Here is a 25414-nt window from a genome sequence, read left to right as displayed (position 1 = left end):
CGCCGCACGAGCGATCCCGGTGGTGCGGATACGGCAACGTGTGGAGCAATGACATCACCGAACGCAGTTCATCTCATACTGTAAGTTTTCGGTGACATGCTCAGGTATGAGGGAGATTGCGCTGACTTCCTCAAATGTCCGGATGGGGTAGCCGGTCACCACGTCCCGGTACCGCTGGCGGATGATCAGCTCCGGGTTGGCGAAGACCTCCTGCGCCAGGCAGGTCGAGCGCCTGCTCGCTGAGGCCGAACGCGCCTATTCCCAAGGTGCCACTGATCGCGACCGGCGTGGATCGCACTGCACGAGACAGTGGAATTGAACGCCGAGGCGGGACGCTGCTGGAGCCTGCTGGGCGAGCATCACCGGGCGGCGGAGTGTGCCGAAGCAGCCGTGCGCGCGTTCCAGGAACGTCTTCCTCGCTCGGCTCAGTTCAACCAGGTGCACGCCGCCGAGGCGTACCTGGGACTGGACGAACTGGATCACGCCCTCGACTTCGCCCGAGCCGCGATCCCGATGGCCAAGGCACTCAGCTCCGCCCGCGCGACCGAGGGCCTCACCGGCTTCGTCGACCGCCTGGATCCATACAGCACCAGCGTGGCGGTCCGAGAGTTCCGCGACCACCTGCGAAGTGAACTGGCCGCTTGAGGTCCTGAAGATCGACTACGCGTGCGACCTCCACCGCACCGCCTGGCAGACCGTATGGACCGACTCCCGAAGCCTTCCGGGTGGGGTACCGCACGGTGGTGACAATCGGCCGCGGGTGGGGCCGTGACGGAGGATTAAGATACTTATGAGGAGTCGGCCTCATGCTTCACCTGCGCCGACGGGCACCCAGGGGGGTGCAAAATGACCATCTTTAATGCGATCTTCGTAGCCTTGATCCTTGGCACGGCGTGGCTGGTGACGAGCGTGCGCATCGTCCGGCAGTTCGAACGGGGCATCGTCTACCGGTTCGGGCGCGTGCAATCGGCGATCCGCGGACCCGGGCTGGCGCTGCTCGTGCCGATCGCCGACCGTCTGCAGAAGGTCAACCTGCAGATCATCACGATGCCGGTACCCGGCCAGGACGGCATCACCCGCGACAATGTGACCGTCCGCGTGGACGCCGTTGTCTATTTCAATGTCATCGACCCGATGCGGGTGGCCGTTGACGTGCAGGACTACGTGTCCGCCATCGGCCAGGTCGCGCAGACCTCGCTGCGGTCGATCATCGGCAAGAGCGAGCTCGACGACCTGCTGTCCAACCGGGAGCAACTCAACCAGGGCCTGGAACTGATGATCGACAGTCCGGCGCTGGGCTGGGGCGTGCACATCGACCGCGTGGAGATCAAGGATGTGGCGCTGCCCGAGTCGATGAAACGGTCGATCGCCCGCCAGGCCGAAGCCGAGCGCGAGCGGCGGGCCCGCGTCATCACCGCCGACGGCGAACTACAGGCCTCGGCCAAGTTGAGCCAGGCCGCCGAAACGATGGCACTGCACCCGGCCGCGCTGCAATTGCGCCTGCTCCAGACCGTGGTCGAAGTCGCCGCCGAGAAGAACTCGACGCTCGTGCTGCCCTTCCCTGTAGAGCTGCTCAGGTTCCTGGAAAGAGCGGCACCCGTTGGGGAGGACGGCCGGTCGGATGATGCCGCGATCGTACCGTCCGACACGGCGCCTGCCACGGACAACGGCCCGTCGATCTCGCGCGCGCCGCACATCCCCGACGCCCGCCAAGCCGAGCAGGCCACGCCCGTCGGCGGACGATCGACCGGCTAGGTCGCTGGCCTGGCCTGGTGGTCACCGTCGCCCGCTCCGACGGCCTGCGGCGGGGTCGGTAGGGGCGGCCACGGTACGCTTCGCGCCGATATGGCATCAGAGCAGGTCAACCGGGGCGGCGGCGGCCCCCTGCCTGCCGCCGCCCCTCCGGGTCACAGCCCGTACAACCGGCGGGCCTCCTGAACGGTCTCCGGCTTGACCTCGCCGCGCCGGGCCAGCGCCGCGAGCGCCGCGACCACGATCGACTCCGGGTCGACCCCGAAGTGGCGGCGGGCCGCCTCGCGGGTGTCTGACAGGCCGAAGCCGTCCGTGCCGATCGAGTGCCAGTCCTGCGGCACCCACTGGCTGATCTGGTCCGGGACCGCCCGCATCCAGTCGCTGACCGCGAGCACCGGCCCGGGCGCGCCCTGAAGGACGCGGGTGACGTACGGGACCCGCTCCTCGCCCCTCAGCAGCGCCTCGTCGCAGGCCAGGGCGTCGCGGCGCAGCTCGCTCCAGGAGGTGGCGGACCACACGTCGGCGGCTACGCCCCACTCGGCGAGGGCCCGCTGGGCCGCGAGGACCCAGTGGATGGCGGTGCCGGAGGCGAGCAACTGCAGGCGCGGGGCGTCCCCGGGCAGGCCCTCGGCCTCCTGGAAGCGGTAGAGGCCCTTGACGATGCCCTCCTCGACCCCCTTGGGCATGGCGGGCTGGACCTTCGGCTCGTTGTACACCGTGAGGTAGTAGAAGACGTTCTCCGCGTCCGGCCCGTACATCCGGCGCAGGCCGTCGCGGACGATCATCGCCACCTCGTACCCGAACGCCGGGTCGTAGGCGAGCGCCGCCGGGTTGGTGGAGGCGATCAGGTGCGAGTGGCCGTCCGCGTGCTGCAGGCCCTCGCCGGTCATCGTCGTACGGCCGGCGGTCGCGCCGATGAGGAAGCCGCGGCCGAGCTGGTCGGCGAGCGCCCACATCTGGTCGGCCGTCCGCTGCCAGCCGAACATCGAGTAGAAGATGTAGAACGGGATCATCGGCTCGCCGTGGGTGGCGTACGACGTGGCGGCCGCGGTGAAGTCCGCCATCGAACCTGCCTCGGTGATGCCCTCGTTCAGGATCTGGCCGTCCGCGGCCTCCTTGTAGTACATCAGCATGTCGCGGTCGACCGGATCGTAGGTCTGGCCGAGCGGGGAGTAGATGCCGGCGCTCGGGAACAGCGACTCCATGCCGAAGGTGCGCGCCTCGTCCGGGACGATCGGCACCCAGCGCCTGCCGGTCGCCTCGTCCCGCAGCAGGTCCTTGACCAGGCGGACGAACGCCATGGTCGTCGCGATCTCCTGGCTGCCCGACCCCTTGGCCAGGGTCTCGAACGGCTTGGTCGGCGGCTCGGGCAACGCCACCGGGCGCACCTTGCGGGCCGGGGCGGGGCCGCCCAGCGCGGCCCGGCGCTCCTGCAGGTAGCGAACCTCGGGCGAGCCGGCGCCCGGGTGAACGTACGGCACGATGTCCTCGTCCAGCCTGCTGTCGGGGATGGGGAGCTCCAGCAGGTCGCGCATCGCGCGGAACTGCTTGCCCGTCAGCTTCTTCATCTGGTGGTTGGCGTTGCGCGACTCGAAGCCGGGGCCGAGCGTATAGCCCTTGACCGTCTGGGCGAGGATCACGGTCGGCGCGCCGCGGTGCTCGACCGCGGCGCGGTAGGCGGCGTACACCTTGCGCGGCTCGTGGCCCGCCCGCGAGGTGTGGAAGCACTCGACGATCTTCGCGTCGGTGAACACCTTCGCCATCTCGGCCAGCGCCGGGTGGGCGCCGAAGAAGTGCTCGCGGATGTAGGCGGCGTCGCGGGTCGCGTACGTCTGGAACTGGGCGTCGGGCACCTCACGCAGCCGCTGTACGAGCGCTCCGGTGGTGTCGAGTGCGAACAGCTCGTCCCAGGCCGAGCCCCAGAGGGCCTTGATCACATTCCAGCCCGCCGCGCGGAACCGGGCCTCCAGCTCCTGAACGATCTTGAAGTTGGCGCGTACCGGCCCGTCGAGCCGCTGCAGGTTGCAGTTGATCACGAAGGTGAGGTTGTCCAGCTCCTCGCGACCGGCCAGGGTGAGCGCGGCGGTCGACTCGGGCTCGTCCATCTCGCCGTCACCGAGGAACGCCCATACTCGGGATCCGGAGGTGTCCTTGATGCCGCGGTGCTGCAGGTAGCGGTTGAACCGCGCCTGGTAGATCGCCGCCAGCGGGCCCAGGCCCATCGACACGGTCGGGAACTCCCAGAGCCAGGGCAGCCGGCGCGGGTGCGGGTAGGAAGGCAGGCCGTCGCCGCCCACCTCCCGGCGGAAGCGGTCGAGGTGCTCCTCGCTCAGCCGTCCATCGAGGAAGGCCCGGGCGTAGATGCCGGGGGAGGCGTGGCCCTGGATGAACAGCTGGTCGCCCGAGCCGTCGGCCTCCTTGCCGCGGAAGAAGTGCTGGAAACCGATCTCGTAGAGCCAGGCGGCGGAGGCGTACGTGGCGATGTGGCCTCCAAGGCCATCGCGGCTGCCCCGGGTCACCATGACCGCCGCGTTCCAGCGGTTCCAGGCCGTGACGCGCCGCTCCATCTCCTCGTCGCCGGGGAACTCCGGCTCGGCGGCCGTCGGGATGGTGTTGACGTAGTCGGTCTCCAGCAGCCTCGGCAGCGCGAGACCGGCGCCCTCGGCGTGCTCGAGGGTGCGGCGCATGAGGTAGGCGGCCCGGTTAGGGCCGGCGGCCTCGGTGACCGCGTCCAGCGAGGCCGCCCACTCGGCGGTCTCCTCCGGATCACGGTCGGGGAACTGGTCGAGGGCGCTCGGCTGGGTGCGCATGGCGTCGCTCATAGGGGCTGCCTTCCAAGTGGCCCGCACCTCGGGGGAGGACGAGACGGTACGAAAGGGGCCCTGCCGTCCGGACAGGGTGCGGACCGGTAGGCCCGCCCGCCTACTGTACGTCTGATCGATGATCGATCAAAATACTTGCGGCAAATTTCGCCAAGGGCAATGATCTCAATTTTTGCCACCCGCCCGCCACCCTCGGTCCTCCCGGCCTCGGGCAGCCGGCCGCCAAACCTCGGCCTCCGGCCCATGGCGCTGGCCCTGGCCCTGGCACGTCGATCTTCAGACCTCCCCTGGGCCTGAGTGATGCCTCGGACCTATGGCATGGGTATGCGGGAGCCTTCGGGATCACGCCCGGGCGCGGTAGGGCGTCGCGGCGCGCAAGTGAGCACGTGCTCCTTGACCAACCGGCCCACCTGCGGATCCTTTCGCCGGAAGGCCTCGACGACCGCCTCGTGCTCCTCCGCGTACGACTGCTGGTGGGTGCCCAGCCACCGTATCGAGAGCGCCGTCCAGACCTCGATGCCCAGTGACTCCCAGGTGTGCAGCAGCACGCCGTTCCCCGAGGCGCGCACCAGCTCCCGATGGAAGGCCACCGTATGCCGCACCTGTGCCTCGGCATCGCTCCTGCGGTCGGCCTCGTACAGCGCGGCCACCTCGGGCTCCAGGACCGAGACGTCCTTGCCCAACCGGGGCGCGGCCAGCTCGGCGGCGATCTGCTCCAGGCCCGCCCGCACCGGATAGATCTCCTCCAGGTCGGCCGCGGTCAGATTGCGGACCCGGACCCCCTTGTTCGGCGCCGACTCGATCAGCCGCAGCGTCTCCAGCTCCCGCAGCGCCTCCCGGACCGGCGTCTGGCTGACCTCCAGCTCCGTGGCGATCCGCCGCTCCACGATGCGCTCGCCCGGCTTCCACCGCCCGCTGACGATCCCCTCCACGATGTACTCGCGGATCTGCTCGCGCAGCGAGCGCACAACAGGCGAGGCCATGGGCACTCCTTGAAAGACCGGCGCCTGCCCGGCCCCCGCGGCCGGACCCCACGCCGCAACGCCGGCACCCGCACCGGCGGACCCGGCCGAGGAGGTTCGGTGAGCGGTCATCTGCTACCGAGCCTAGTACGGCCCGCGCCCTTGGCCAGGTAGGTGTGCGCGGGTAGACCCAAACGGCCCCATTCTCCCGAATCAAGCATTTGGATGGGCATCATGACACCTATCACCAAGCGGGACATCGGGCTGGACCATGTCGCCGATGCTGAACCGGGGGTCGCCTGCGAGCCGAGGTGCGCCCTCCCACTTCTGCTGCTGGACGGCCCAGGCGTCCAGCAGGTGACCGTCCTCCAGGTATCGGCGTCGGGCGCTCTCCGCCGAGCCTGAGGCCTGCGCCACGAAGACCACTATCGCGTGCCAGGTGCCTTCGCTCAAGACCGCGTACGTGCCCCGGTGAAGCCCCCTGGTTTTCGGGTTGTTCCGGATGTTCCGGACGTCCGGGGCGAGTGCCTTGAGTGCGTCCCGGGATCCGGGCGCTGGTTCACCGACCACCAGGCACGACTGGGGCCGGAGACCCTTCAGCCAGCCCAGTTCCTGGGTTGAGGGCCGGTAGTGCAGGTCGTCTTCCGCCACGGTGCACACTCCAGTTCACTTCATCGGGACGTCGCAGGACGCGCAGGCTGCGCGGATCGGCTGCGTGAGCAGGAGCCGGAAGCGTCTTGTTGTGGATTTGCAACAGTGGGTGTCGCTCGAACTCCGGGCGACACCCACTGGACGGTTCTCAGGCGGCGTGCATTGCGGGCGGTTCGAGGCAGATGACGTCGGGGACGACGGCGGCCAGGTGACGGCTGAGCGAGCCGCGGCGGGAGACGACCGTCACGTGCAGGCCGGTCGCCGTCAGCGAGCCGGCGAGCTCGGTGAAGTAGCCGTCTCCGGACCCGATGACCACGCGCTCGAACCGCCGGTCGATGCGGTCCTCGTACGCCGACTCGACCAGGGCGCTGTCGGCGCCGTCGGGACCGGAACGCGCGAGCAGTCGCACTCCGTGGAACGCGATCCCCACAGCCACGAGGGCCGTGTGGTTCACCGCCACGACGTAGTGGTCCATCGCTCCTATGGGCACGAGCGCCTCGTAGACCATCATCACCTCCTCGACCTCGGAGGTCGTGGGACGGGTCGAGCCCACGAGATTCTCGATGTCGAGCAGGTGCATGGCCCGGCCATGCCGCAGCGACTCCTGGTGCTCCAAACGACGGGAACGGCGGCTCCTCGGCCGCGAGGCGCGGGTGCGGAACTCGTCCAGGTGCGTGACGGGGGTGATCACGATCAAAGCCCTTTCCACGAGTGCAATGGTGTGCGTCTAAATTGATTACAGCACATGTGAACTCGATGCACAAAGGAATTCCAGAGCCCTCGTCACCCTGTCGAGACCTGCCTGCTGAACGGCCGACGGAACTCCAGACCCAACAGGAAGAACGGGGTGTAGGACATCAATCCGGGCCAGGCGCTGACTTCTGTGTGCCCGGCAGCGGGGGTGTTGCGCCCACTGGCGAAGTCGCGCGAGTCCAGGGCGCAGATCCGGCAGCGAGTGGAGCGGCGCGCGGTGGCCCGAGCAGTTGGGGAGCGCGAAAGCGACGGCCTTGGCGGGGGCGTCAGTGGTGATCGTGGTCGTCCGGTACGCCTGGCAGTGGCCCTGGGACAGCTCGTAGGTCATCAGCAGGCCGCGGCCATTCTCGGCGAGTAGTGACAGATCCGGCTCCGGCAGCGTGGACAGTCGCTGGAAGGCGTGGCGGATCTTCTCTGGCTCCGGGTCGCCGTCGACGACCTCGCACCACGTGGGGACCCCGCCGATGTGGAAGACGCGTAGCTCGTACGGTTGCCGGGCGTGCCGCTCGGCGTTCGCGGCCAGTTCACCGACGATGATCTCGGCGTCGATGACGGCGTCCCGGGCCAGGCCGGCCTGCTGAAGCACGTCACGGATGACGGTACGGGCGCGGCGCGCGGCCGAGCCGTACGGAAGGATCCGCACCAGCACGCGGATGTCGCGGTCGTCCGCAGAAGGCTCCTGGTCCGGGTGTTCCGGCCGGCCCTGGGGGTCGGGTGTGTGGTCCTCGGGTTCCTGGGAGGTGCTGTCGGCGGGTGGCATGAGGGGGCTCCGTTCGCTGTCGGTGGCGGTGGACAGCAGGAAAGGTCAACGGGCGGGCCGAATGAACGTGGCTGCCTGCTCGTTGGCCGGGAGCGGGGGAGGGCGGCACCGGAGGTGGTCGATCTCTGGTCGTTTGCCCGGAAGGGCTTGGCGTGCGCGCGGCCGGGGTGTAATCGTCGTCACAGGAAGTGATCGCACGATTACCGATGGAGTGGTCATGGGGGCGCGGGAGCGTGAGGCGGGCCGTCCTGAGCTGGTCAGAGCACGGCGGCGCAAGGGGCTCAGCCAGGAGGCGGCGGCGGAGGCGGTCGGGGTGTCGCCGACGACGTGGGCTCGGTGGGAGCGGGGTGAGCAGGGGGTACGTGCGCGGCACCGGGCGCGGATGGCGGCCGTGTTCGGAGTCGCGGCGATAGACGTGGAACGGTGGGTCGAGGGGTGGGCCTTCGTGGAGACACCTTGCTGGCCGCTGGTGGACTGTGGGGGCGGCTCGCTGGAGGCTACGGTGAAGTCGGCCGACCTTCTGTGGAGGTTCGAGATGGATCCGTCCCGCCGTCACCTGCTGGCCACGCTGCCGTTCGTTCCCGCTGCGCTGGGGGAGTGGCTGACATCCTGGACCTACGACAGTCCGGCCGCGTCCACCGGTCACGCCGGTTCCGGGCGGGCGGTCGGCATGGCGGACGTCACCCGCGTCAACGAGGCCCGCCAGGCGTTCAGCCAGATGGACCACCAGTTCGGCGCGGGCCTGGTCCGCCCGGTGGTCCTGCGCTACCTCAACAGCAACGTCACCCCACTGCTCCACGGCCGCTACGACGACAAGGTCGGCGCCGAACTGCTGAGCGCAGCGGCCGGCATGAGCAGGATGGCCGGTTGGACGGCATTCGACATGAGCATCCACGGCCAGGCTCAGCAGCACTTCGGTCAAGCCCTGAGGTTCGCCAAAGCGGCCGACGCTCCCTTGGTGGCCGCCTGGATCCTTACCGCGATGACCCGGCAAGCGATCCATATCGACCAGCCCGTCTGGGCCCTACGGCTCGCCCGCTCCGCCGCAGACGCTGCTCGGCAAGCGCAGGCGTCGCCGCGTGTGATGGCCTTGATGGCCGTCAGGGAAGCATGGGCGACGGCGTTGAACGCCAAACCCGGGGAGTCGGGGGACAAGCACAGTGCCAAGCAGGTAGAACGGCTGCTCGGTGAAGCAGAACGCGCCTACGAGCAGGGGCACAGCGACCGTGATCCGTCCTGGATCGCCTTGCATGAACTGGCAGAGCTGAACGCGGAGGCCGGACAGTCCTGGGGTCTGCTCGGTGAGCACCAGCGCGCGGCGGCCTGTGCTGAAGCCGCGGTGAACGAGTTCCGGAACCGCCTCCCGCGCTCCGCGCAGTTCAACAGAGTGCACGCCGCCGACGCCTACCTCAGAATGGGGGAGCTGGAGCAGGCCCTGGACTCCGCCCGGGCCGCGATCGCGATGGCCAAGACGTTGAGCTCGGCTCGCTCGGTGGAGTTCATCACCGGCTTAGCAGACCGCCTTGGACCCTATGGCGGCACGGTAGCGGTCCGAGAGTTTCGCGACCACCTGCGAGCCGAACTGGTCGAATGAGCGTCGGCTTTTGTGGCGTTCATCTACTAGTGATCTGTAAGTCGGTAGGGGCGGCAGGATGCTACCTAAAATATTTGGCCTTCCGTGGGCTGTGGTAGTCGGAGATCCACATGCGGTGACGACCGAAGGCGAAGGTATTCTGAACTGCTCAAAACCTGTTGCAGCTTGTTCTGGACGTCTGGAATTCCCAGATCGGTGAGCATTCGCTGAGTTTCATGATCCACGGCGTACAGGACGATGCCGTGCAGGCCGCGAGTGGCGAGGGTCCGGTAGGTGTTTCGAATCACTTCGTGCAGACGGTCCTGCGCCACATTCGAGGTCGCCCGATCTTTGTTCTTCGTCGCCATCCATCGGCTGTTGCGCCAGGTGAAATCGGTGCCGATGATCAAACCGGCATAGTCCCACTCGAAGCTTTGCGCCGTATAGACACAGCCGATCTGCTCGAAGCCTGTATCGTACGTCGCCCACGATGCCGGGCCGGGTATCCTTTTACGAGAGTATTCTCTTCTGGCATTCCATGGTCGGCGCCAGTCATCGATCACCACCGAATTGATGAGGTTGCCCATTCGGTCCGTCTCCGCAGATTCTACAGGCCATTTCCAGCAATAGCCTGCGGTGATGCGAGCGGTGTGCCCCATGGCGGTACGCGCGCGGAGATAATCCTCCATCCCATGGGGTGACTGGGCCAGTAGAACCTCGAAGTCCTCGTTTTGGTTCCACGGCACAGGTGGGCCGCCATGCTGGCCGAAAAGTTGTTCGACCCAGTCGATATATTCAGGACATCTACTGTGGCGAAACTGGCTCCCCAGCATGATTTCGTGAACGTTCTCAGGTAAGACGCCGCAATCATGCGCGGCCTGACGGATCGCCTCGATCGTGCCAACTTCTTCCGCCCGGATGACCTGGTATGGATCTAGCAAAAAGACGGGAACGCGGGCCGCCTCGATGAGTTCGTATGCCTGGGGTACGTTGGTCCTGTCTTCGGGCTTCGTGCGGAAGTTGCTTGATGTGGGCCGGAGTCGGTGAGCCTCGTCGATAATAAGTGCGTGAAGTTCGTTTCTGTCGCGCCGGCCGTGCTGGTTGAAGTACGTGAAAGTGTCCTCGACCTTCCTCCGGGGACCCGTCAGATGCTTGCGTAGGGCGCCGGCGAAAGCGGTGCTCCCCGAGGCGTGGACTGCCTGGTAGCCAAGGCGGTTAAGTTTGCCCAGGAGTTCCAAGGCGAGAACGCTCTTCCCTGTCCCGGGTCCACCGCGGATTATGAAGACATGCTTGTTGCTGGCGGATCCGGCTTCACGGACAGCCCTGATGACCTGGTTGACGGCATCTTGTTGCTCGTCCAGGAGAACGAAGATGGATCGGGCCCGTACGGTGCGGTCCACGGCCCGCATCAAATCCTCGTTGGGAGTGACGCGTGCCTCGTTGATGTCCCGCAGGTGCTCGCTGGCTCGATCAGCGGAGAGGACAGTGGATAGAAAGGAAACGAAGTCCGAGCGGCCGGAAGCGTCGCCGGTGAAGACTCGCACAGAGTCGTCGCATTCCTCCGGCAGTGGCTCAACCGGAGGGAGAATTTTCTCAACGGCGGCCCGCTCCGCGTTGTGAAGGTTGACCACATGGTACATGTGGGCGCTGTTGAGCAGGGACATGTGCCGACGCATCGATTCCCCGTAGGCCCATATCTGCTGGACGGGATGCTGCACGTCGGCATAACCTCCGGGGTGGATCACCCGGCCGGTTGCACGGTTCATCCTCGCCCACTGCCACTGCTTGTTTTCGATCAATACGACGGACAGCTCCCCGTCGGCCGGATGCGAGCCAACAAGAACCATGTCGACACGGCGATCACTCGACAGGTTGCTCATCTCGAGCACGGTGATGATCTCGCCAAGCCCCGCTTGGATCAGCAGATCCACAACGGCGGGGATGCTCCCGCGCCATGACGTCCTCTCCCCGGCCTCCACGCTGGTGTTGAAGCCCCGAGCTGCCCGTTTGGCCATCTCAGCGATGAGACCTTCCCGGTCCCTGGAAAGTCGTTCCTTCAGTTGAGCTGCTGACATGGCGAGCAGATAGCGTGAACCCATTTCGCTCCTGATGGCGTGGCCTTGCTCCCATAGCCTGCCAGATTGTGACATTTCATGAGATCTTGGCCTCCGCAGGGGTGCGCGAGTGACTGCGAGGTGGATCTTGGGTCGCGTCCGCCGCGCCCCTCTTCCTGTCGGACGAGCACCAGGTCGTGCGGCCCGGCGAACTCGGCACTGTGGCGGACATCAGGAAGCCGTGTGCGCCCTATGACTTGTGCATGTGAATTGGATGCACGAAATTTGCCGGACGCCACCCGATGCGGAAGCTGATCAGCGGACGCGCTCCACGCTGCGGACGATCTGCGCTCCGTGATTGCGAGGTGGGCATGACTCGCGTAGGTCGGATTCTGTCGGTTGATCGCTGTAGCCTGCCTGGCACAAATGTGATGCGGCCCGACGGGCTTCCGCTGGTCTGATGATCGCGGACACGCCCCCATACCGCACGAGTCTTCGTGCTGCGTGGGGGTAGGTCCGTGACGGCGTTTCGGCACTCGGCCGAGAGTCTGGCCAAGCTGGCTTCAGAGTCGCTTCCCGAACGGCGGCTGAGCGAGATCATCGCTGATCATCTGAGGATCACCGCAGGCCTCAACCCGTCGGTTTCCGAGCAGAGATCGTGGGACCGGAGCCTTCCAGTGCTCGCCCACGACCTGGTCGACGCGGGGCTCGGCGGCGTGGAGATGATGGTCGAATACCAGCTCCCGCTGACCAGTAAGCGAGCCGACGTGGTGCTCGCCGGAGTCGATCGCCGCACAGGCGGTGACGCCTACGTCGTGGTCGAACTGAAGCAGTGGAGCCGGGCCGACGTTTTCGAGGAGGACCAGCAACTCGTTCTCCCAGAGGGTGTCCGCGGAGGACCCCGGCTTCATCCGGTGCTTCAGGTCCAGGGTTACTGCGACTACATGGCCGATTTCGTAGGCGCTCTGGCCGAATACCCGCACGCCGTGCGCGGTGTGGCCTACCTCCACAATGCCGCAGACCTCGACGTTCAGGACCTCTACGGCCTTGTCCGTGACGGGCGCACCCGGATGTTCACCAAGTCGAGGCGCGGTGACTTCCTCGATTACCTCCGCGACCAGTTCGCCGCACAGTCGGGCGCCCACGTCGCCGACCGGCTGCTCCGCAGTGCGGTGCGTCCGTCCAAGCAGCTCCTCCAGGTGGCAGCCGAGGAGATCAAGAACAGGGAGCAGTTCGTCCTGCTCGCCGAACAGCGCCTGGCGTACGAGATCGTCCTGCACGCGCTGGAGAGGGCGCGCAAGGCGGACTCCAAGGAGGTCGTCATCGTCACCGGAGGACCTGGCAGCGGCAAGAGCGTGATCGCGCTCTCTCTGCTCGGTGAGCTCTCCCGGCAGAATCGCGCGGTCCTGCACGCCACGGGGTCGCGGTCGTTCACCCAGACGATGCGCAACTACGTCGGCAAGGGTTCCTCCAAGGTGAAGGGCTTGTTCAAGTACTTCAACGACTTCATGCAGGCCGAGCGGAATGGCCTCGAGGTGCTCATCTGCGACGAGGCACACCGGATCCGGGAACTCTCGTCGTCGCGATTCACCCCTGCGAGGCTGCGCACGGGTCGGCCCCAGGTGGACGAGCTGATCGCGGCGGCCAGGGTTCCGGTGTTCCTGCTGGACGAGCACCAGGTCGTGCGTCCCGGCGAGCGCGGCACGGCGGCGGAGATCAGGGAACATGCCGCATCGCAGGGTTTCCGCGTTCACGAGATCTCCCTCGATGCGCAGTTCCGCTGCGGTGGGAGCCGGGCGTACGAAGAGTGGGTGGCGCGTCTCCTTGGACTCAAGGGTGGAGGCCCCGAGCTGTGGACTGGCGACGATCACTTCGACGTGACGCTCGCCGAGTCTCCCCACGAGCTGGATGCGCTGCTGCGAGCGAGCCTGAAAGACGGCTACTCGGCGCGGATGACCGCCGGCTTCTGCTGGAAGTGGAGCAAGCCGAACAAGGACGACACGCTCGTCCCTGATGTCCAGATAGGAGACTGGGCGCGTCCGTGGAACGTCAACGGCGACAGAGCCGTGGGTGACGCACCGGCGAGCGCGCTGTGGGCGACGCTGCCTGGTGGGTTCGAGCAGGTCGGCTGCGTCTACACGGCCCAGGGCTTCGAATACGACTGGAATGGTGTGATCATCGGGCCAGACCTGGTAGCCCGTGACGGGAAGCTGGTCACCGTCCGGTCCGCGAGCAAGGATCCCGCACTCACCCGGGGCGTCACCGACGCGGAGGCCGATCGGCTGATCCGCAACACCTACAAGGTGCTGCTCACCCGCGGCATGGTCGGGACCGCCATCTACGCCGTTGACAGGGAGACCCAGGACTTCCTGGCGAACCTCATCGAGCGGCCCGCTGCCCTCTGATCTGCTGGCCGAGCGTCGGAACCAGGAGAGTCCTCGGATTGGCGGTCCTGCGGAGACGCTGGCATCTCTGCACGCATTGGTGCCGATGTGGAAAGCATGGGCGGTGCTGAACGCCGGGCGTCCAACAGCAGGCCCGCATTTTGTCCGGTTCGCTACTCATTGCGAAAGTCGCTAGGTCCCGGAAAGTCCTTGCTGAAACAAACATCGTGGCGGCTGTTTCTGCGCACAGAATGGTGATCGTGTTACTTTTCCCCGCAGAGGTGGGGAAAGGTGGATCAACGTGGCGACCCGGACGATCATCGATGGACGATATGAGCTGGATGCGGTTCCCATCGGCCGAGGAGGCTATGGCGAAGTGCGCAGCGGCTATGACATGCGCCTCGACCGCCGGGTCGCGGTCAAGTTCATCCGGGTGGATCGGCTCCCGGACGGCAAACCAGACGAGGAGCTGACCAAGCGGTTCGTCCGCGAATCCCGGATCACCGCCCGACTGGAGCATCCTGGCGTCCCGATCGTTTACGACCACGGGACCTATGACGACGAACTCTATATGGTCATGCAGCTCATCGACGGCCACCCGGTCTCCATTGTGCTCGGCGAACTGGAGCAGTTCCCCGTCGGCTGGGCCGCCGCCATCGGTGCGCAGGTGTGCACGGTCCTGTCGGTCGCACACGCGGCATCGCTCGTTCACCGGGATCTCAAGCCCAGCAACCTGATGCTCTGCCCGGACGGAACCGTGAAGGTGCTCGATTTCGGGGTCGCCGGCGCGTACGAGGCGTCGAGTCTGACGAGGATCACCCAGACCGGCGTGACGGCAGGTACCCCGGACTACATGGCCCCGGAGCAGGCGTTCAATGCCGTCACCGCCCCGCAGTCCGACCTGTATTCCCTCGGGGTCGTCCTGTACGAGCTGCTGACCGGGCAGCTACCGTTCACCGGGCCCACGCCCCTCGCGGTGATGCGTGGACACACCGACGAGACTCCGCGGCCCCTGCGTCAACTCCGGCCCGAGATCCCTGTCCGACTGGAGGAGCTTGTTCTCCGGCTCCTCTCCAAGAAGCCCGAGGACAGGCCCGAAAATGCCGGAGAGGTTTTCGCTGGGCTGACCGAGTTCTGCCATGACCTTCCCGTTCTGCCGGATTTCGTGAATGCCGCGACCGTTTCCCCGGTTCTCATGTACGCCTCCGTGGTGGCGGGGATCGCACAACGCACCCGCGTGCCAGCGGCTGAGGTCGTCAGCGCACCGGCTTCGCCTAGGCCTGTCGGGACCGAGCTCGGTGAGAGCGACATCTCACATGCCCGTGCTGATGCCCGGGAGCTGGTGTCGGAGTCCCGGTTCGGCCAGGCGGCCTCGGTGCTCGCCGAGGTGATCGAGCCCGCCGTCCAGGTTCTTGGCCACGCCAACCCCGAACTGATCGGTCTTCGGCTGGATCTGGCCAACGTGCTCTTCCTCGGGGGTGACTACCGAAGGGCCGCTCCGGAGTTCCATCAGCTCGCCGCGGACCTTGCCGCGCGTGAGGGGGAGGACCACGATCTGGTGCTCCGCTGCAGGCTGCAGGAGGCGACCTGCCACGCGAAGGTGGGGGAGACCAGCCTCGCGCTGCGTCAGCTCCGTGATCTGCTGGACGATGAGCATGATTTCGGCGTTGACGAGGACCGCATCCTGGAGCTGCGCCGAGAGATCGGGCTGCTGGAGCTCGCCGCCGGCGACAAGGCCGGGGCGGCCCGCACACTGTCAGCCCTGCTGCCCGACCTGGAGCGCCGTTACGGCCCGCGTCACCCCGGTGTGGACCAGATCGCGGAGATTCTGGCCGACCTGGATCTGCACCCTCCTATCCAATGATCGACCAGCGGGAGGGTTCCTCGAGTACCTCCCGAGCTCCTTCCAGATCTGCCAGGCGCGCGGCGAGAGTGGCGACCGCCAGCCGTTCGGGCAGCGCGGCGCCGAACTTCAGCCCTGCCAACGCCTTGGGGTCCACGTCGGGGAGGCAGAGCCGCTCGGTGGCCCCGGCGGTCGCCTTCCGCCACTCTTCCGGAGTCAGGTTCGCGCGGAGCCGTACGGAATCCTCCTCCGCGCGCTGACCGATGTCCGTGATCTCGGACAGGGTCGCCGCGAGTGTCGCGTTGACCCTGGACCCAGCCCAGGTCCACCAGCGGACGTCGCCGGTGACGTCCCTGGTGATGACGTTCCCACCGGGGTGGACCGTTTCCAGGCCTTCCTCACGGAAGACGGCGAGTCGCTCCTGCGCTCGGCGGCTCAGCCGGACCGGCGGGTCCTCGCCCAGCAGCACAGAGCGCATGGCTCGACAGAGCGCGAAGGAGAGCCCGCCCAGTCCGCGCCCGTTCCAGCGGGCCTTACCTTTGCCGTCCGCAGGTTCGGCGAAACAGCGGCGCCGACGCCAGTCGATGTAATTGACCTTCCAGGTCCGCCCGGCGAGCAGCAGCAGCCTCGGTCCCTCGATCTCCTCGGTGAGCAGCGCGGGATCGGTCCGTCCGATCTCCTTGCGCCCATGCAGCACGGTGAACTCGGGGGCGGCGGTGAAGACGGAGGTCATCTCCATGAAGTGCCGGAATCCGAACCGCCGCTCGGCTTCCGGGCCGATGAACAGCATCCCGGAGTCCCCGTCCAGGAATCCCGTCGCGACCAGATGGTCGACGATGGGTTCGGAGCCTGGGCCGAACGGCCACAGCCCGTTCCACCACTGCGCCCAGATCCGATCTCCGACCCGATGCTCCTGCAGGCAGAGCGCCAGCACCTGCTGGGCCACGATGTGCCGGGGCTCGGGCGGCGGTGTGACCGGCTCCACCCAGCCGCGGCCCCAGAGCAGCAGCAGCGCCGCCGCACGCAGCAGCGACCCTTCGTCCAGGGTGAGGAACAGGCAGTTCCGTACGCTTCCCTCCCGGCGTCCGGTCCGCCCGATTCGCTGCAGGAACGACGCGACGCTGAACGGCGAGTTGATCTGGATCACCCGGTCCAGATCTCCGACGTCGATGCCGAGTTCCAGCGTCGAGGTCGAGACGATGACGCAATCCCGGGCTTGTGCGAACGCCTCCTCAGAGCGTCTTCGCTCGTCGGCGGACAGGGAGGCGTGCGAGAGGAACACGGTGACGCCCAGACTGCTGAGGGCATGCCCCAGCTCCTCGACAAGCTGCTTGGAGTCACAGAAGACGAGCCGTTTCTCGCCACGGTGCAGCGCCTCGATCACTTTCGCGGCGTTGGACACCGACCCCACGTGATCCAGTTGCACCTCTCCAGGAGGTACGGACTGCTTCTCTCCAAGTGGTTCCACCTGCCCCTGGTTGGGCAGGTCGGGTGCGACCACGTGCGCGGGCCGGGTTTCCGCGCCGGCTCCCTGCAGCCAGGTCAGCAGCTCGCCCGGATTGCCCACAGTGGCAGACAGGCCGATCCGCTGGAGCGGGCGGCCGAGCAGGTGAGAGAGGCGTTCCAGTACGGCGAGCAGGTGCCAGCCTCGGTCGTCGCCGGCGAAGGCATGCACCTCGTCGACGACGACGGCCCGTAGCCCGGCGAAGAACTGCCGGTGGTCGACGTTGACGCTGACCAGCATGGACTCCAGCGACTCCGGCGTGGTTAGCAGCACGTCGGGTTGATCCCGCAGGATCTGCTTGCGCCGGGGAGAAGTCACGTCACCGTGCCAGAGCGCCGTACTCCGTCCGAGCCAGCCCGTGTAGCCCTCCAGCCGGGGGAGGAGGTTGTTCAGCAGCGCCTTGATCGGGCAGAGGTAGAGGACCGAGGTGCCGCGCCAGTGGTCTGAGGCCATCCGGGACAGCAACGGGAACATCGCCGCTTCGGTCTTCCCGCCCGCTGTCGGGGCGAGCAGCAGCGCGTCCGCGCCGGCCAGCACCGGTGCGATCGCGCCCTCCTGGAGGGGGCGCAGCCCCGGCCAGGAGAGCGTGTTGACGATGTGGTGCAACACCACGGGATGGAGCTCGGAGGAACTCACGGCAGGTCCAACGAGATGTCGTCCACCGACAGCGCGTTCTGCTCGACCTCGGTCAGCTCGTTCGCGCCGACGGTGAGCCGGTAGTGGGCCCGTGGGTCGAAATCGGGGAACTGGTCCACCCGGTCGAGCACCTCGCCGACCAGCTTCTTCAGGAAGAGCCGGGGGGCGACCCCGGTCCTGCCGCCCAGCGAGCCCGTGACCGCTCGGGCGAGGTCGGCCAGATAGGCGTCGTCCACCACCGAGGTCACCCGGGGAGATGCCCCGGTGGCGTACAGGTCCCTGACCCGGGTCCCCAGTTCCAGCAGGCCATCGTGGCTGAACCCCGGCAGCCGGATCTGCACCGCCCGCGGGTTGTCGAACCGGGCGTCGGTGTCGAAGTCGGTGGCCAGCCTGGCAGCGAGCGGCGCCAGCCGCTGGACTCCCTGGGAACCTTCGGCGAAGAAGGCTGGCGTTCCGGTGATAAGTACATAAAGCCCAGGGAATCGGCCCGAGTCGACTTCGTCGATGAGCTGGCGGAGCGCGTTCAGCGCCTTGTCCCGCACGTCGGACCGGACCCGCTGCAACGTCTCCACCTCGTCGAGCACCAGTAGCAGCCCCTGGTGTCCCGAGTCACGCAGCACGGTCAGCAGCCCCTGCAGGAAGCCGAGCGCCCCGAAATGGTCCAGGTCGCCGCGGACTCCCGCCGCTCGTTTGGCGGACGCGGCCACGTGCGGTTGCCCGCCCAGCCAGGCCAGGACGGCTTCCGCGGTCACCGGATCGGAGGCGGCCAGAGCCGCACGGTAGCCCCGGAGGGCGGCGGCGAACGCGGGCGCGGACCGGCTCACCTCGGCCAGCCGCTTCTCCAGCAGGGTCGCTACGGCCAGGTCCAGGTCCGACTCCGGCACCCCGGCGGCGAGCGAGTCCTCCTCCAGGGTGAACATCCACGCGTCGATCACCGAACGGAGCGCGCTCGGCGGGAACTGCGCGGTCGACAGGTTCTCGCAGAGTCGCCGGTAGACGGTCTCCAGCCGGTGCAGCGGCGTCTCGGTCTCGGAGATCTGCACCTCGGCGACGGCCAGCCCGGCCTGCTTGGCCCGCTCGGCGAGCCACCGGGCGAAGAAGGTCTTGCCCGAGCCGTACTCCCCGCGGACCGCCTTGAAGACGGAGCCGCCTCGCGCCGTGGTGGCGAGTTCGTCGTCTAGTGCGACGGTGAACCTGTCCAGGCCCACCGCGAGCAGGTCCAGCCCGGCAGACGGGACGGTGCCGCGCCGCAGAGCGTCGACGACCTCGCGGCGTCGACGTTCGCTGACGTTCCCTACCGCCATGAGACCCCGAACTGCTCGGCGAGGAGGTCCGCGTCCAGCACGACGGTGACACCGTCCGGGTCGTAGCCGATCGGATCGTAGCCGTCGACGCTGAGCACCCGCCGGACCGCGGCCAGCACGCTTCGCACCCGGGTCGCGGGCACCTGCGCGACCGAGGAGAGCGTCGCCTCGTGCAGCCGCCCGCCGCCTGCCAGCAGCGCGGCCAGCACGCTGCGGACCCGCTCGTCGTCGGGGGCGGTCCGCCCGGCGCTCTCCCGCTGCTGGGTGTAGAGCGGGGTGGCGAGGAGTTCATCGAGGAACCGATCGGTGGCGGGCCGCGGAACCGGCGCCTCGGCCGCAGCCAGTTCCTCGAAGGAGATCAACTCCTCCTGGTTCTCTGAAGGCTTCGAAAGCCGCTGTCCCTGAACCTTCCGGGGAGCGGTGGGGGGCGCGGTGAGCGTGACCGCGGTGTGCCACCAAGCCGGTTCCTGCGCGGGGGCGGGTCGCCAGCCGGCGATCTCGTCCACCGGAGCCGCGCTGAACACCGCGAACGGCACGGCGACCTCGGCAGCCGACACACCGCCGTGATATCCGGCACGCTTACCCGTGTAGCGGAGCTCCTCCCGCCAGGGCAGCACGGCCGCGCCGCCGCCGAGCAGCACGCGGTGCCCCTCGATGGAGATCTCCCCTTCCGTGATCGGTTCGCCGGCGGGTCGCCAGCGGGCCGACCCGGCTCCGGTGCCAGTCAGCGGGACGCTGTCGCGTTCGACGACATGTCCGTGGTCACTGGTGAGGATCAGGGTCCGGCCGGTGGCCCTGGCCGCTTCGGCCAGCGCTTCCAGGTGCTGGATCTGGGACTGGGACCAGGTGGTGCCACCCGGGTCCATCTTGTCGAGAGCGTCGTCGATGGTGTTCAGAACCACGCCGACCACACGGGCCTCGCCTTCCAGGGCTCCGCGCACCTCCGGGTGGAGGGCGTGGCCGCCGGGGGCGCGCAGCTCGTCCTTGTGGAAGAGCCGAGCCGCCGGGTCGCCTACCGCGGCGGCGAACCCGGACTTCTCCTCGTGCTGGCCACCGGTCCGCAGCTTCCCGGTGAGCAGGCTGGTCCGGCAGGTCTCAGTGACGGTCGGTAGCGCGGGCAGCAGCACCCGTCGATGGCCTACCGCGGAGTCGATCAGCTCGATCCACCGCCCGCCCACGAGCTCGGCCGCCAGTTCGGCGAGGACTCCGGCCGACATGCCGTCCAGGACGATCAACAACGACCGGCCGAGCGGCCGGACCAGGGTCGGCAACGCCGATTCGATCGGTACGAGCGTGCCGGGCGGTGAGTCGGCGGCGACCACAGTCGCCAGGTGCCGGGCGAGAACCCGGTCCCGGGCGTCGCGCCGGGCCGCCACCGCCTCCAGCAGCGACCGGTAGACCTTGCCCACCTGCTCGTCGGGGTCACCACCCCAGACATCCGCGAACGCCCACTCCGCGTATGCGCCGATCTTGACTTGGTGATGTAGGGCGTCGGCGAGCGTGGACGTGGGCTCCTCCGGAATCGCTAGCGATCGGAGCAATCTGAGCGCCATCTGAGCCACCACGGCCCGGCGTTCCTGCCCCATCCCCCGCTGGGCCAGTTCATGCGCCGCGAGCTGGGCGTAGGCCTGCTCGGCTTGATCCAGCTCCGCCGGTCCGGGGATGGGCAGCGCGTTCCGTACGGCTTTCGCGAATTCGCGCAGCCGGATGGCGTAGGCGCCGGGCAGCAGCGTGGAACGGGGGATGACCGCCCCGGCGTTGAACGCGCGAAGCAGTCCTTCGGCCCGTTCGAGCAGGCTGTCCGGCCGGCTCAGCTGAGCGATGGCCGCCTCGGCCGCGCGAGCCCAGGTCCGTGCCTGCTCGGCGGGCAGATCGGCGCCGCCCAGCCTGGCCCGGAGCAGGCCGCGCGCCTCGCCGATAGACGGGACGCTGGTCTTGCCCTCCGGCCACAACAGCCCGGCGGCCAGCGCTAGCGGAAGCGCGTCGCCCCCATGCCCGGCCGTCGCGGCACGCAGCGTCCAAGCCCCGGCGGGTCCGGTGACGTCGCCCAGCCAAGCGGCTAGTCCGTCCCTTACCTCGGTGGGGAGCGCCGCGAAGCTCTCCATCGCCACCGGGTCGAGCGACCAGCGGAGCAGCCCGGTCGCGTCCGGGTGTCCAGGGGTGAGGTAGGGCTCGCCGTCCGGGCGGGCGCCGAACAGCACCGAGGAGAGGTTCCCGAGCGCGTGCTCACGGGTGAGCGCGCCGCCGGGCGCAGGCGGCCAGCCCGCACCGGCCGGCTCCCACCTGGACAGGGCCGCGGCGGCCCAGTCCTCCGCCAGCAGCAGCGGATCGATGGTCCGCGCCGCGAACGACTGCTTGAGCAGGTCCCACGGCTTCAACGGGATCAGCATGCCGCGCGCCAGATGGGTGAGCAGCCCGAGCCCGAGGTCGGCGGCGTCCATGTCGGTGAGGAGCACCAGGTATCCGGGGTTTCCCCGGTGTGCGAGGAGTTCCTCCCGGACGGACAGCGCGGACGGGCAGGCCCTGACCTGGACGGTGGTCTCGCCGGCAGCCCCCTCCAGGGGGAACGACGGCTCCCCGGCCCACTCGGGGCGGGCGTGGATGCCGATCACCCGTTTCGACTGGCTGGACATGGCGACGCGGCTGACGATGCCGCGGATCGCGGGCAGCGTAGCGGCGGCGAGACGCGGCCCGGTCGTGGGAGTCTCGGTCACGTCTGCGCTTCCCCTGTCGCGAGCTGCCAGGTGATGGTGATCTGTCCCTCGGGGTGTGCGTCGGCGAGCGCCTTCAGCGTGCTGAGCGCGTCGTTGATCGTGTCCCCGGTCACGGTCACCGTGCCCGCGATGGGCGGATCCGTGCGGCCCGGATCCGTGCGGCCCGGAGGGGTGACGATCGGTTTCGGGTTGACCGGGACGAGCTTGGCCAGGAGTTGCTGCGCCTCTCGCCTGGCTTCGGCGAGCGCCGGGCCGAGGGACGACTGCGTCTCCTGGTAGCCGGCGATCTCGCGGAGTCGTTTCACGATGACGGAGGCGGCCGGGTCGTAGGACGAACGAATGTCGACCGCGCGCAGCAGGTCCCAGTCCATCTGTTCCAGCGCGAACGCCGTGACCTGGGCCGTCCGGAGCGACCGGGCCAGGGTCTCCGGCGCGGCGTCGAGCGCGGCCCGGGCCAGGCTGGTCACCAGGTCGTAGGCTTCGGGCTCGCTGCTCAGCAAGGTGACCACTGAGGCCGCGTTCCTGGCGAGGCCCAGTCGGTCCACGGTCCCGTCGGGGCCACGGTGCCCGGTGAGGCCGAGATCGTCGCGGTGCGTCTCCAGGAGCGTGACAAGTTTCCGTGCCGGTTCCAGCAATGTCCTGGCCTGCTCGCGAACGGCTGCCGCGAGCCTGTTGACCGTGGCGGCCGACCGGCGATCCTTGGACGCCACCCCGAAGACCTTGGCGGCACGGCCGATGGCGTCCTTCCAGTCGGACTCGTCGGGCAGCCGCGGCAGGCGCAATTCGTAGGATGCGTCGATCTTGTCCACGGGCGGCCGGGGAACCGGTCCCTCTTCGCCGCGGTACCACTCACGGTCCTGCGCCAGCGCGAACGCCGCGACGACCAGGCCCCGGACGGCCGCGTCCAGACCGCGTGCCTGCGGCTGGTCGAGCCAGGCGATCAGCTTGCCGACCCCGATGGACTGCTCAAGGCCGTCCTGGGCGGCGAACTGGGTGAACTGGCGCCGCAGCGGGAAGGTGTCGCTGGTCAGCAGGTATGCGTTCTCCAGGGCCTCGCCGAGCTTCAGCGGGTTGGCCACCTTCTTCAGTACGTCCCGGTCCTTGGCCGCGACCGGGACCCGGCCGAGCTCGTCGGCCGCCGCGGCCTCCAGGTACTCCAGCACGGTGGCGATCTCGCCGCGGCGCACCTCGGAGGGGAAGTGCGGATGCGCGGGATACTGCGCGGACAGCATCTGGTCCAGCAGGTGTGTCAGGCAGTCCGCGAGCTTGGCGCCGACCGGCGCTCCGAGGTCGAGTTGCGGATCGAGTGACTTGTAGAAGGACAGATGGCCGCGGGAGGAGTCGATGTCGGCCTCCTCGCGCTCGGCCGCGCCGTACGCCTGCTGGAGCACCTGAGCGAGCTTGCCCTCAAACATGGTCTTCCGGTTGGTGAGGATCGCCCGCGCCGCCGACCGGTCCTGCGGGGACAGATGGTTGGCGTTCTGCTCGAACCGGTCGTCGGAGGCGAGCAGGTAGCGCAGGCAGACCAGCTCGCCGAGGTCGTTCTCCCGCTCACTGGTGAAGAACGCGGGCACCCAGACGACGGTGCGGCTGCGCACCCCGCGGCTCTCCAGGTTCTCGATCCGGGCCAGGTCGTCGTTGGGGCCGAAGTTCTGCTCGTCGAACGGGAAGTCGATGATGAGCTTCCACCGGTCGCCTTCGGCCAGCAGCGCGGAGTCGGGCAGCTCGTCGGTGTTGCGGGCGTTGCCGTAGACGAGGTCCACCGTGCGGCGGCTGCCGCGCCAGACGAACGAATGCGTGTATCCGCCGCCGAGCGTGTCGGTGGGGGCCGACGCGCCGAGCGAGCTGAAGACCAGCCGACGCAGGAGTTGCCGGCGCTCGCCGGTGGTGTCCTGGTTGCGGACCCGGTCCAGCACGCTCTCGTAGTCGACACCGGCGAGCTGGATCGTGATCAGTGGGTTCTTTGGGTCGTCGGAGAGATGGATCTCGCTCACCCCCGACTGCCCGAGGGCCCTGAAGAGGGCCAGGACCTTGCCGGTCTCCTCGCCCGCCAGGCGGGTCCTGATCGTGCCATGGTTCAGGGCGGCCAGCTTCTGCGCGGTGAGCGTGCGCAGCGCCGGTACGTTCGGCGCGATCGCGGCGAGCAGCGCCGTCTTCACCAGCCGGGCGTCGCTGACGAAGGCATGGGTGCGCGGCAGCCCCTCTGCCTGGTCGGCGGTGAGCCGGTGCCGGTCCAGCAGCCGCGGCAGCAGCTTCTCCTCGAACAGGGTGCGCGCGTTGGTGAAGTGCTGCGCGATGTCGTCGGTCAGTGGCACCATGCCCGCGCTCATCAGCACGTCGTAGACGTCGCCGACCGGGATCAGGTCGTCCACTCTCAGCTCGTCCCGACCGCGGCGGAGCAGTTCGGCCATGGTCCGCAGACCTGTCCGCTCCCGCTGCAGGAGGCTGGAGAGGGCGACCATGGTGGAGACCAACGCCGGCGAGAACGGGTAGGTCCGGCGGAACGACACCTGGTCGGAGGAGTCGTCGAGTCCGTCCAGCAGCACGTTCCAGACCTTCGGCTCCCGCGTCACGTGCGCGAATGCCGAGTCCAGCGCCTCACGACCACCGGGCTTGGGGGAGAGCAGTCGCCGTTCCACGATCAACGGGAGGTTTCCGTCGGCGAGAACGATCTTGTTGAAGCGGTCCTCCCACCAGCGGAACGTCTCGCCGGTGGCGTACTTCTCCGCGCCGGTGAAGTTGGCGCCGAGGAAGTCCTTGATGTCCCGCTGCCTGGCGACGAACGACATCAGCGGCACCGGACGCCTGCTGGACGCCGACTCCACCAACTTGGAGAGCTTGGGACCTTCACGGTTCACGAACGTCGTGTCGTTGCTGCGGGAGGCGAGCCAGAGCACGAGCTCGTCGATGAACAGGACGACGCCCTGGTAGCCGAGCCGGCGCGCGTGCCCGCTGACCACCTCCAGCCCTTCCTCCAGCGGAATGTACTCAGCGCCACGGGTGAAGCTGGTGAAGTAGGAATCGACCAGAGCCGTCACCAGGGTGCCACGGGCCTCGTCGCCCACCGGAGCGTACCTGGCGCGATCGTAGGACGCGGCGTCCCACGAGGTGTTCAGGGTGCCCCAGCCACCGGCGGCCCGGCTGACGAGTGACCGGAAGAAGATCTCGTCACCCTGGCGGGCACGCATCCGGTCGGCGTCGGCGAAGAGCCGGTCGGTGCTGTGCACCTCGGGCAGCGACGCGTCCGGGTGGAGCTGGGCGATCTGAGAGACGTAGCCGCCGAGCACCGCCTCCTCCACCGTCGAGGCGCCCATCAGGTGGTAGTTGAGGCAGAGGAGCTTCTTCCCGGCCAGCCAGCCGTCGTGCTTGTCGAGCACCGGTTCTAGGCCGCGAAGCCCGCGGGCGTCCGGGTTGTGCTGGAGGATCGCGTTGAGCACCGCCATGAAGTGGCTCTTGCCGGAGCCGAACGAACCATGCAGGAAGACGGCGTCGCTGACGCCCTTCTCCAGGGTGCCCCGGATGTAGCCGAGGGCCTGGTCGAAGCTCTGCGCGAGCTGCGGGGTGACCACATAGCTGTCCAGGGTTGCCGTGATGCGTGAGACGCCGTCACTGAGCTTGAGTACGAAGTCGTTCGCGCTCAGCGATTCGGGGATCTCGATGACGTCCCTGAGCAGGGTTGCTCCGTCGGGAGAGGCCGCCATT

15 protein-coding genes and 1 pseudogene are annotated in these 25414 nt (G+C 68.1%); 6 read left to right on the top strand and 10 right to left on the bottom strand.

The window, feature by feature from the left end; all coding sequences use genetic code 11:
* Positions 1 to 315: 315 nt before the first annotated feature.
* A complete protein-coding gene (locus OG589_RS24720; protein ID WP_405139958.1) occupies positions 316 to 645 on the top strand; it encodes a hypothetical protein in 330 nt (109 codons plus the stop codon).
* Between the two features lie 201 nt (positions 646 to 846).
* The gene (locus OG589_RS24715) at positions 847 to 1755 is read left to right on the top strand and encodes an SPFH domain-containing protein (protein ID WP_405139956.1); all 909 of its coding nucleotides are present in this window, start codon (positions 847 to 849) and stop codon (positions 1753 to 1755) included.
* Between the two features lie 152 nt (positions 1756 to 1907).
* On the opposite strand, the gene aceE is transcribed toward OG589_RS24715, so the two are convergent.
* From aceE to OG589_RS24690, 5 genes are all read right to left on the bottom strand, one after another.
* Complete coding sequence (gene aceE / locus OG589_RS24710; protein ID WP_405139954.1) at positions 1908 to 4574, bottom strand: pyruvate dehydrogenase (acetyl-transferring), homodimeric type; 2667 nt, start codon at positions 4572 to 4574, stop codon at positions 1908 to 1910.
* Between the two features lie 311 nt (positions 4575 to 4885).
* Complete coding sequence (locus tag OG589_RS24705) at positions 4886 to 5557, bottom strand: GntR family transcriptional regulator (RefSeq protein WP_405139952.1); 672 nt, start codon at positions 5555 to 5557, stop codon at positions 4886 to 4888.
* 192 nt (positions 5558 to 5749) lie between these two features.
* Complete coding sequence (locus OG589_RS24700) at positions 5750 to 6187, bottom strand: hypothetical protein (RefSeq protein ID WP_405139951.1); 438 nt, start codon at positions 6185 to 6187, stop codon at positions 5750 to 5752.
* 148 nt (positions 6188 to 6335) lie between these two features.
* The gene (locus OG589_RS24695) at positions 6336 to 6896 is read right to left on the bottom strand and encodes an NYN domain-containing protein (RefSeq protein WP_405139949.1); all 561 of its coding nucleotides are present in this window, start codon (positions 6894 to 6896) and stop codon (positions 6336 to 6338) included.
* Between the two features lie 27 nt (positions 6897 to 6923).
* Positions 6924 to 7700: an ATP-binding protein gene (locus OG589_RS24690; RefSeq protein WP_405139947.1), complete on the bottom strand. Its 777-nt coding sequence runs from the start codon at positions 7698 to 7700 to the stop codon at positions 6924 to 6926.
* On the opposite strand from OG589_RS24690, the pseudogene OG589_RS24685 reads away from it, so the two are divergent.
* Positions 7594 to 8112: pseudogene (locus OG589_RS24685) on the top strand (helix-turn-helix transcriptional regulator); the annotation flags it as partial. The gene OG589_RS24690 and the pseudogene OG589_RS24685 overlap by 107 nt on opposite strands.
* Positions 8113 to 8202: 90 nt before the next feature.
* A complete protein-coding gene (locus OG589_RS24680; RefSeq protein ID WP_405152253.1) occupies positions 8203 to 9294 on the top strand; it encodes a hypothetical protein in 1092 nt (363 codons plus the stop codon).
* Positions 9295 to 9359: 65 nt separating this feature from the next.
* On the opposite strand, the gene OG589_RS24675 is transcribed toward OG589_RS24680, so the two are convergent.
* Positions 9360 to 11372: a DUF2075 domain-containing protein gene (locus OG589_RS24675; protein ID WP_405139945.1), complete on the bottom strand. Its 2013-nt coding sequence runs from the start codon at positions 11370 to 11372 to the stop codon at positions 9360 to 9362.
* 473 nt (positions 11373 to 11845) lie between these two features.
* Here OG589_RS24675 and OG589_RS24670 point away from each other — a divergent pair, with 473 nt between their 5' ends.
* Positions 11846 to 13732: a DNA/RNA helicase domain-containing protein gene (locus OG589_RS24670; protein ID WP_405139943.1), complete on the top strand. Its 1887-nt coding sequence runs from the start codon at positions 11846 to 11848 to the stop codon at positions 13730 to 13732.
* A 280-nt stretch (positions 13733 to 14012) separates the two neighbouring features.
* Positions 14013 to 15575 (top strand): serine/threonine protein kinase, encoded by a 1563-nt coding sequence (locus OG589_RS24665; RefSeq protein WP_405139941.1) that lies wholly within the window; start codon positions 14013 to 14015, stop codon positions 15573 to 15575.
* On the opposite strand, the gene OG589_RS24660 is transcribed toward OG589_RS24665, so the two are convergent.
* The 4 genes from OG589_RS24660 to OG589_RS24645 are packed head-to-tail and all read right to left on the bottom strand — an operon-like array spanning position 15565 to position 25413.
* Complete coding sequence (locus OG589_RS24660) at positions 15565 to 17694, bottom strand: DEAD/DEAH box helicase (RefSeq protein ID WP_405139940.1); 2130 nt, start codon at positions 17692 to 17694, stop codon at positions 15565 to 15567. The genes OG589_RS24665 and OG589_RS24660 overlap by 11 nt on opposite strands.
* Positions 17691 to 18998, bottom strand: coding sequence for a BREX system ATP-binding protein BrxD (gene brxD, locus OG589_RS24655; protein WP_405139938.1), 1308 nt, complete (start codon positions 18996 to 18998; stop codon positions 17691 to 17693). Before brxD ends, OG589_RS24660 begins: the two co-directional genes overlap by 4 nt.
* On the bottom strand, positions 18989 to 21712 hold the full coding sequence (pglZ, locus tag OG589_RS24650) for a BREX-2 system phosphatase PglZ (protein ID WP_405139936.1): 2724 nt from the start codon (positions 21710 to 21712) through the stop codon (positions 18989 to 18991). The genes brxD and pglZ overlap by 10 nt, the downstream gene beginning before the upstream one ends.
* Positions 21709 to 25413, bottom strand: a complete 3705-nt coding sequence (locus OG589_RS24645; RefSeq protein ID WP_405139934.1) for a hypothetical protein — start codon at positions 25411 to 25413, stop codon at positions 21709 to 21711. The genes pglZ and OG589_RS24645 overlap by 4 nt, the downstream gene beginning before the upstream one ends.
* Position 25414: the final 1 nt, after the last annotated feature.

The organism is Sphaerisporangium sp. NBC_01403, from assembly GCF_045040145.1.
GTDB lineage: Bacteria > Actinomycetota > Actinomycetes > Streptosporangiales > Streptosporangiaceae > Sphaerisporangium > Sphaerisporangium viridialbum.
The sequence above is the reverse complement of the archived record's forward strand: the minus strand, read 5'-3'. Positions and strand labels throughout refer to the sequence as shown.

Bases quoted from the DNA above. Each gene is read 5' to 3' on its own strand.
- OG589_RS24715 (WP_405139956.1), top strand. From the start codon at position 847: ATGACCATCTTTAATGCGATCTTCGTAGCCTTGATCCTTGGCACGGCG.
- aceE (WP_405139954.1), bottom strand. From the start codon at position 4,574: ATGAGCGACGCCATGCGCACCCAGCCGAGCGCCCTCGACCAGTTCCCC.
- OG589_RS24705 (WP_405139952.1), bottom strand. From the start codon at position 5,557: ATGGCCTCGCCTGTTGTGCGCTCGCTGCGCGAGCAGATCCGCGAGTAC.
- OG589_RS24690 (WP_405139947.1), bottom strand. From the start codon at position 7,700: ATGCCACCCGCCGACAGCACCTCCCAGGAACCCGAGGACCACACACCC.
- OG589_RS24675 (WP_405139945.1), bottom strand. From the start codon at position 11,372: ATGGGTTCACGCTATCTGCTCGCCATGTCAGCAGCTCAACTGAAGGAA.
- brxD (WP_405139938.1), bottom strand. From the start codon at position 18,998: ATGGCGGTAGGGAACGTCAGCGAACGTCGACGCCGCGAGGTCGTCGAC.
- OG589_RS24645 (WP_405139934.1), bottom strand. From the start codon at position 25,413: ATGGCGGCCTCTCCCGACGGAGCAACCCTGCTCAGGGACGTCATCGAG.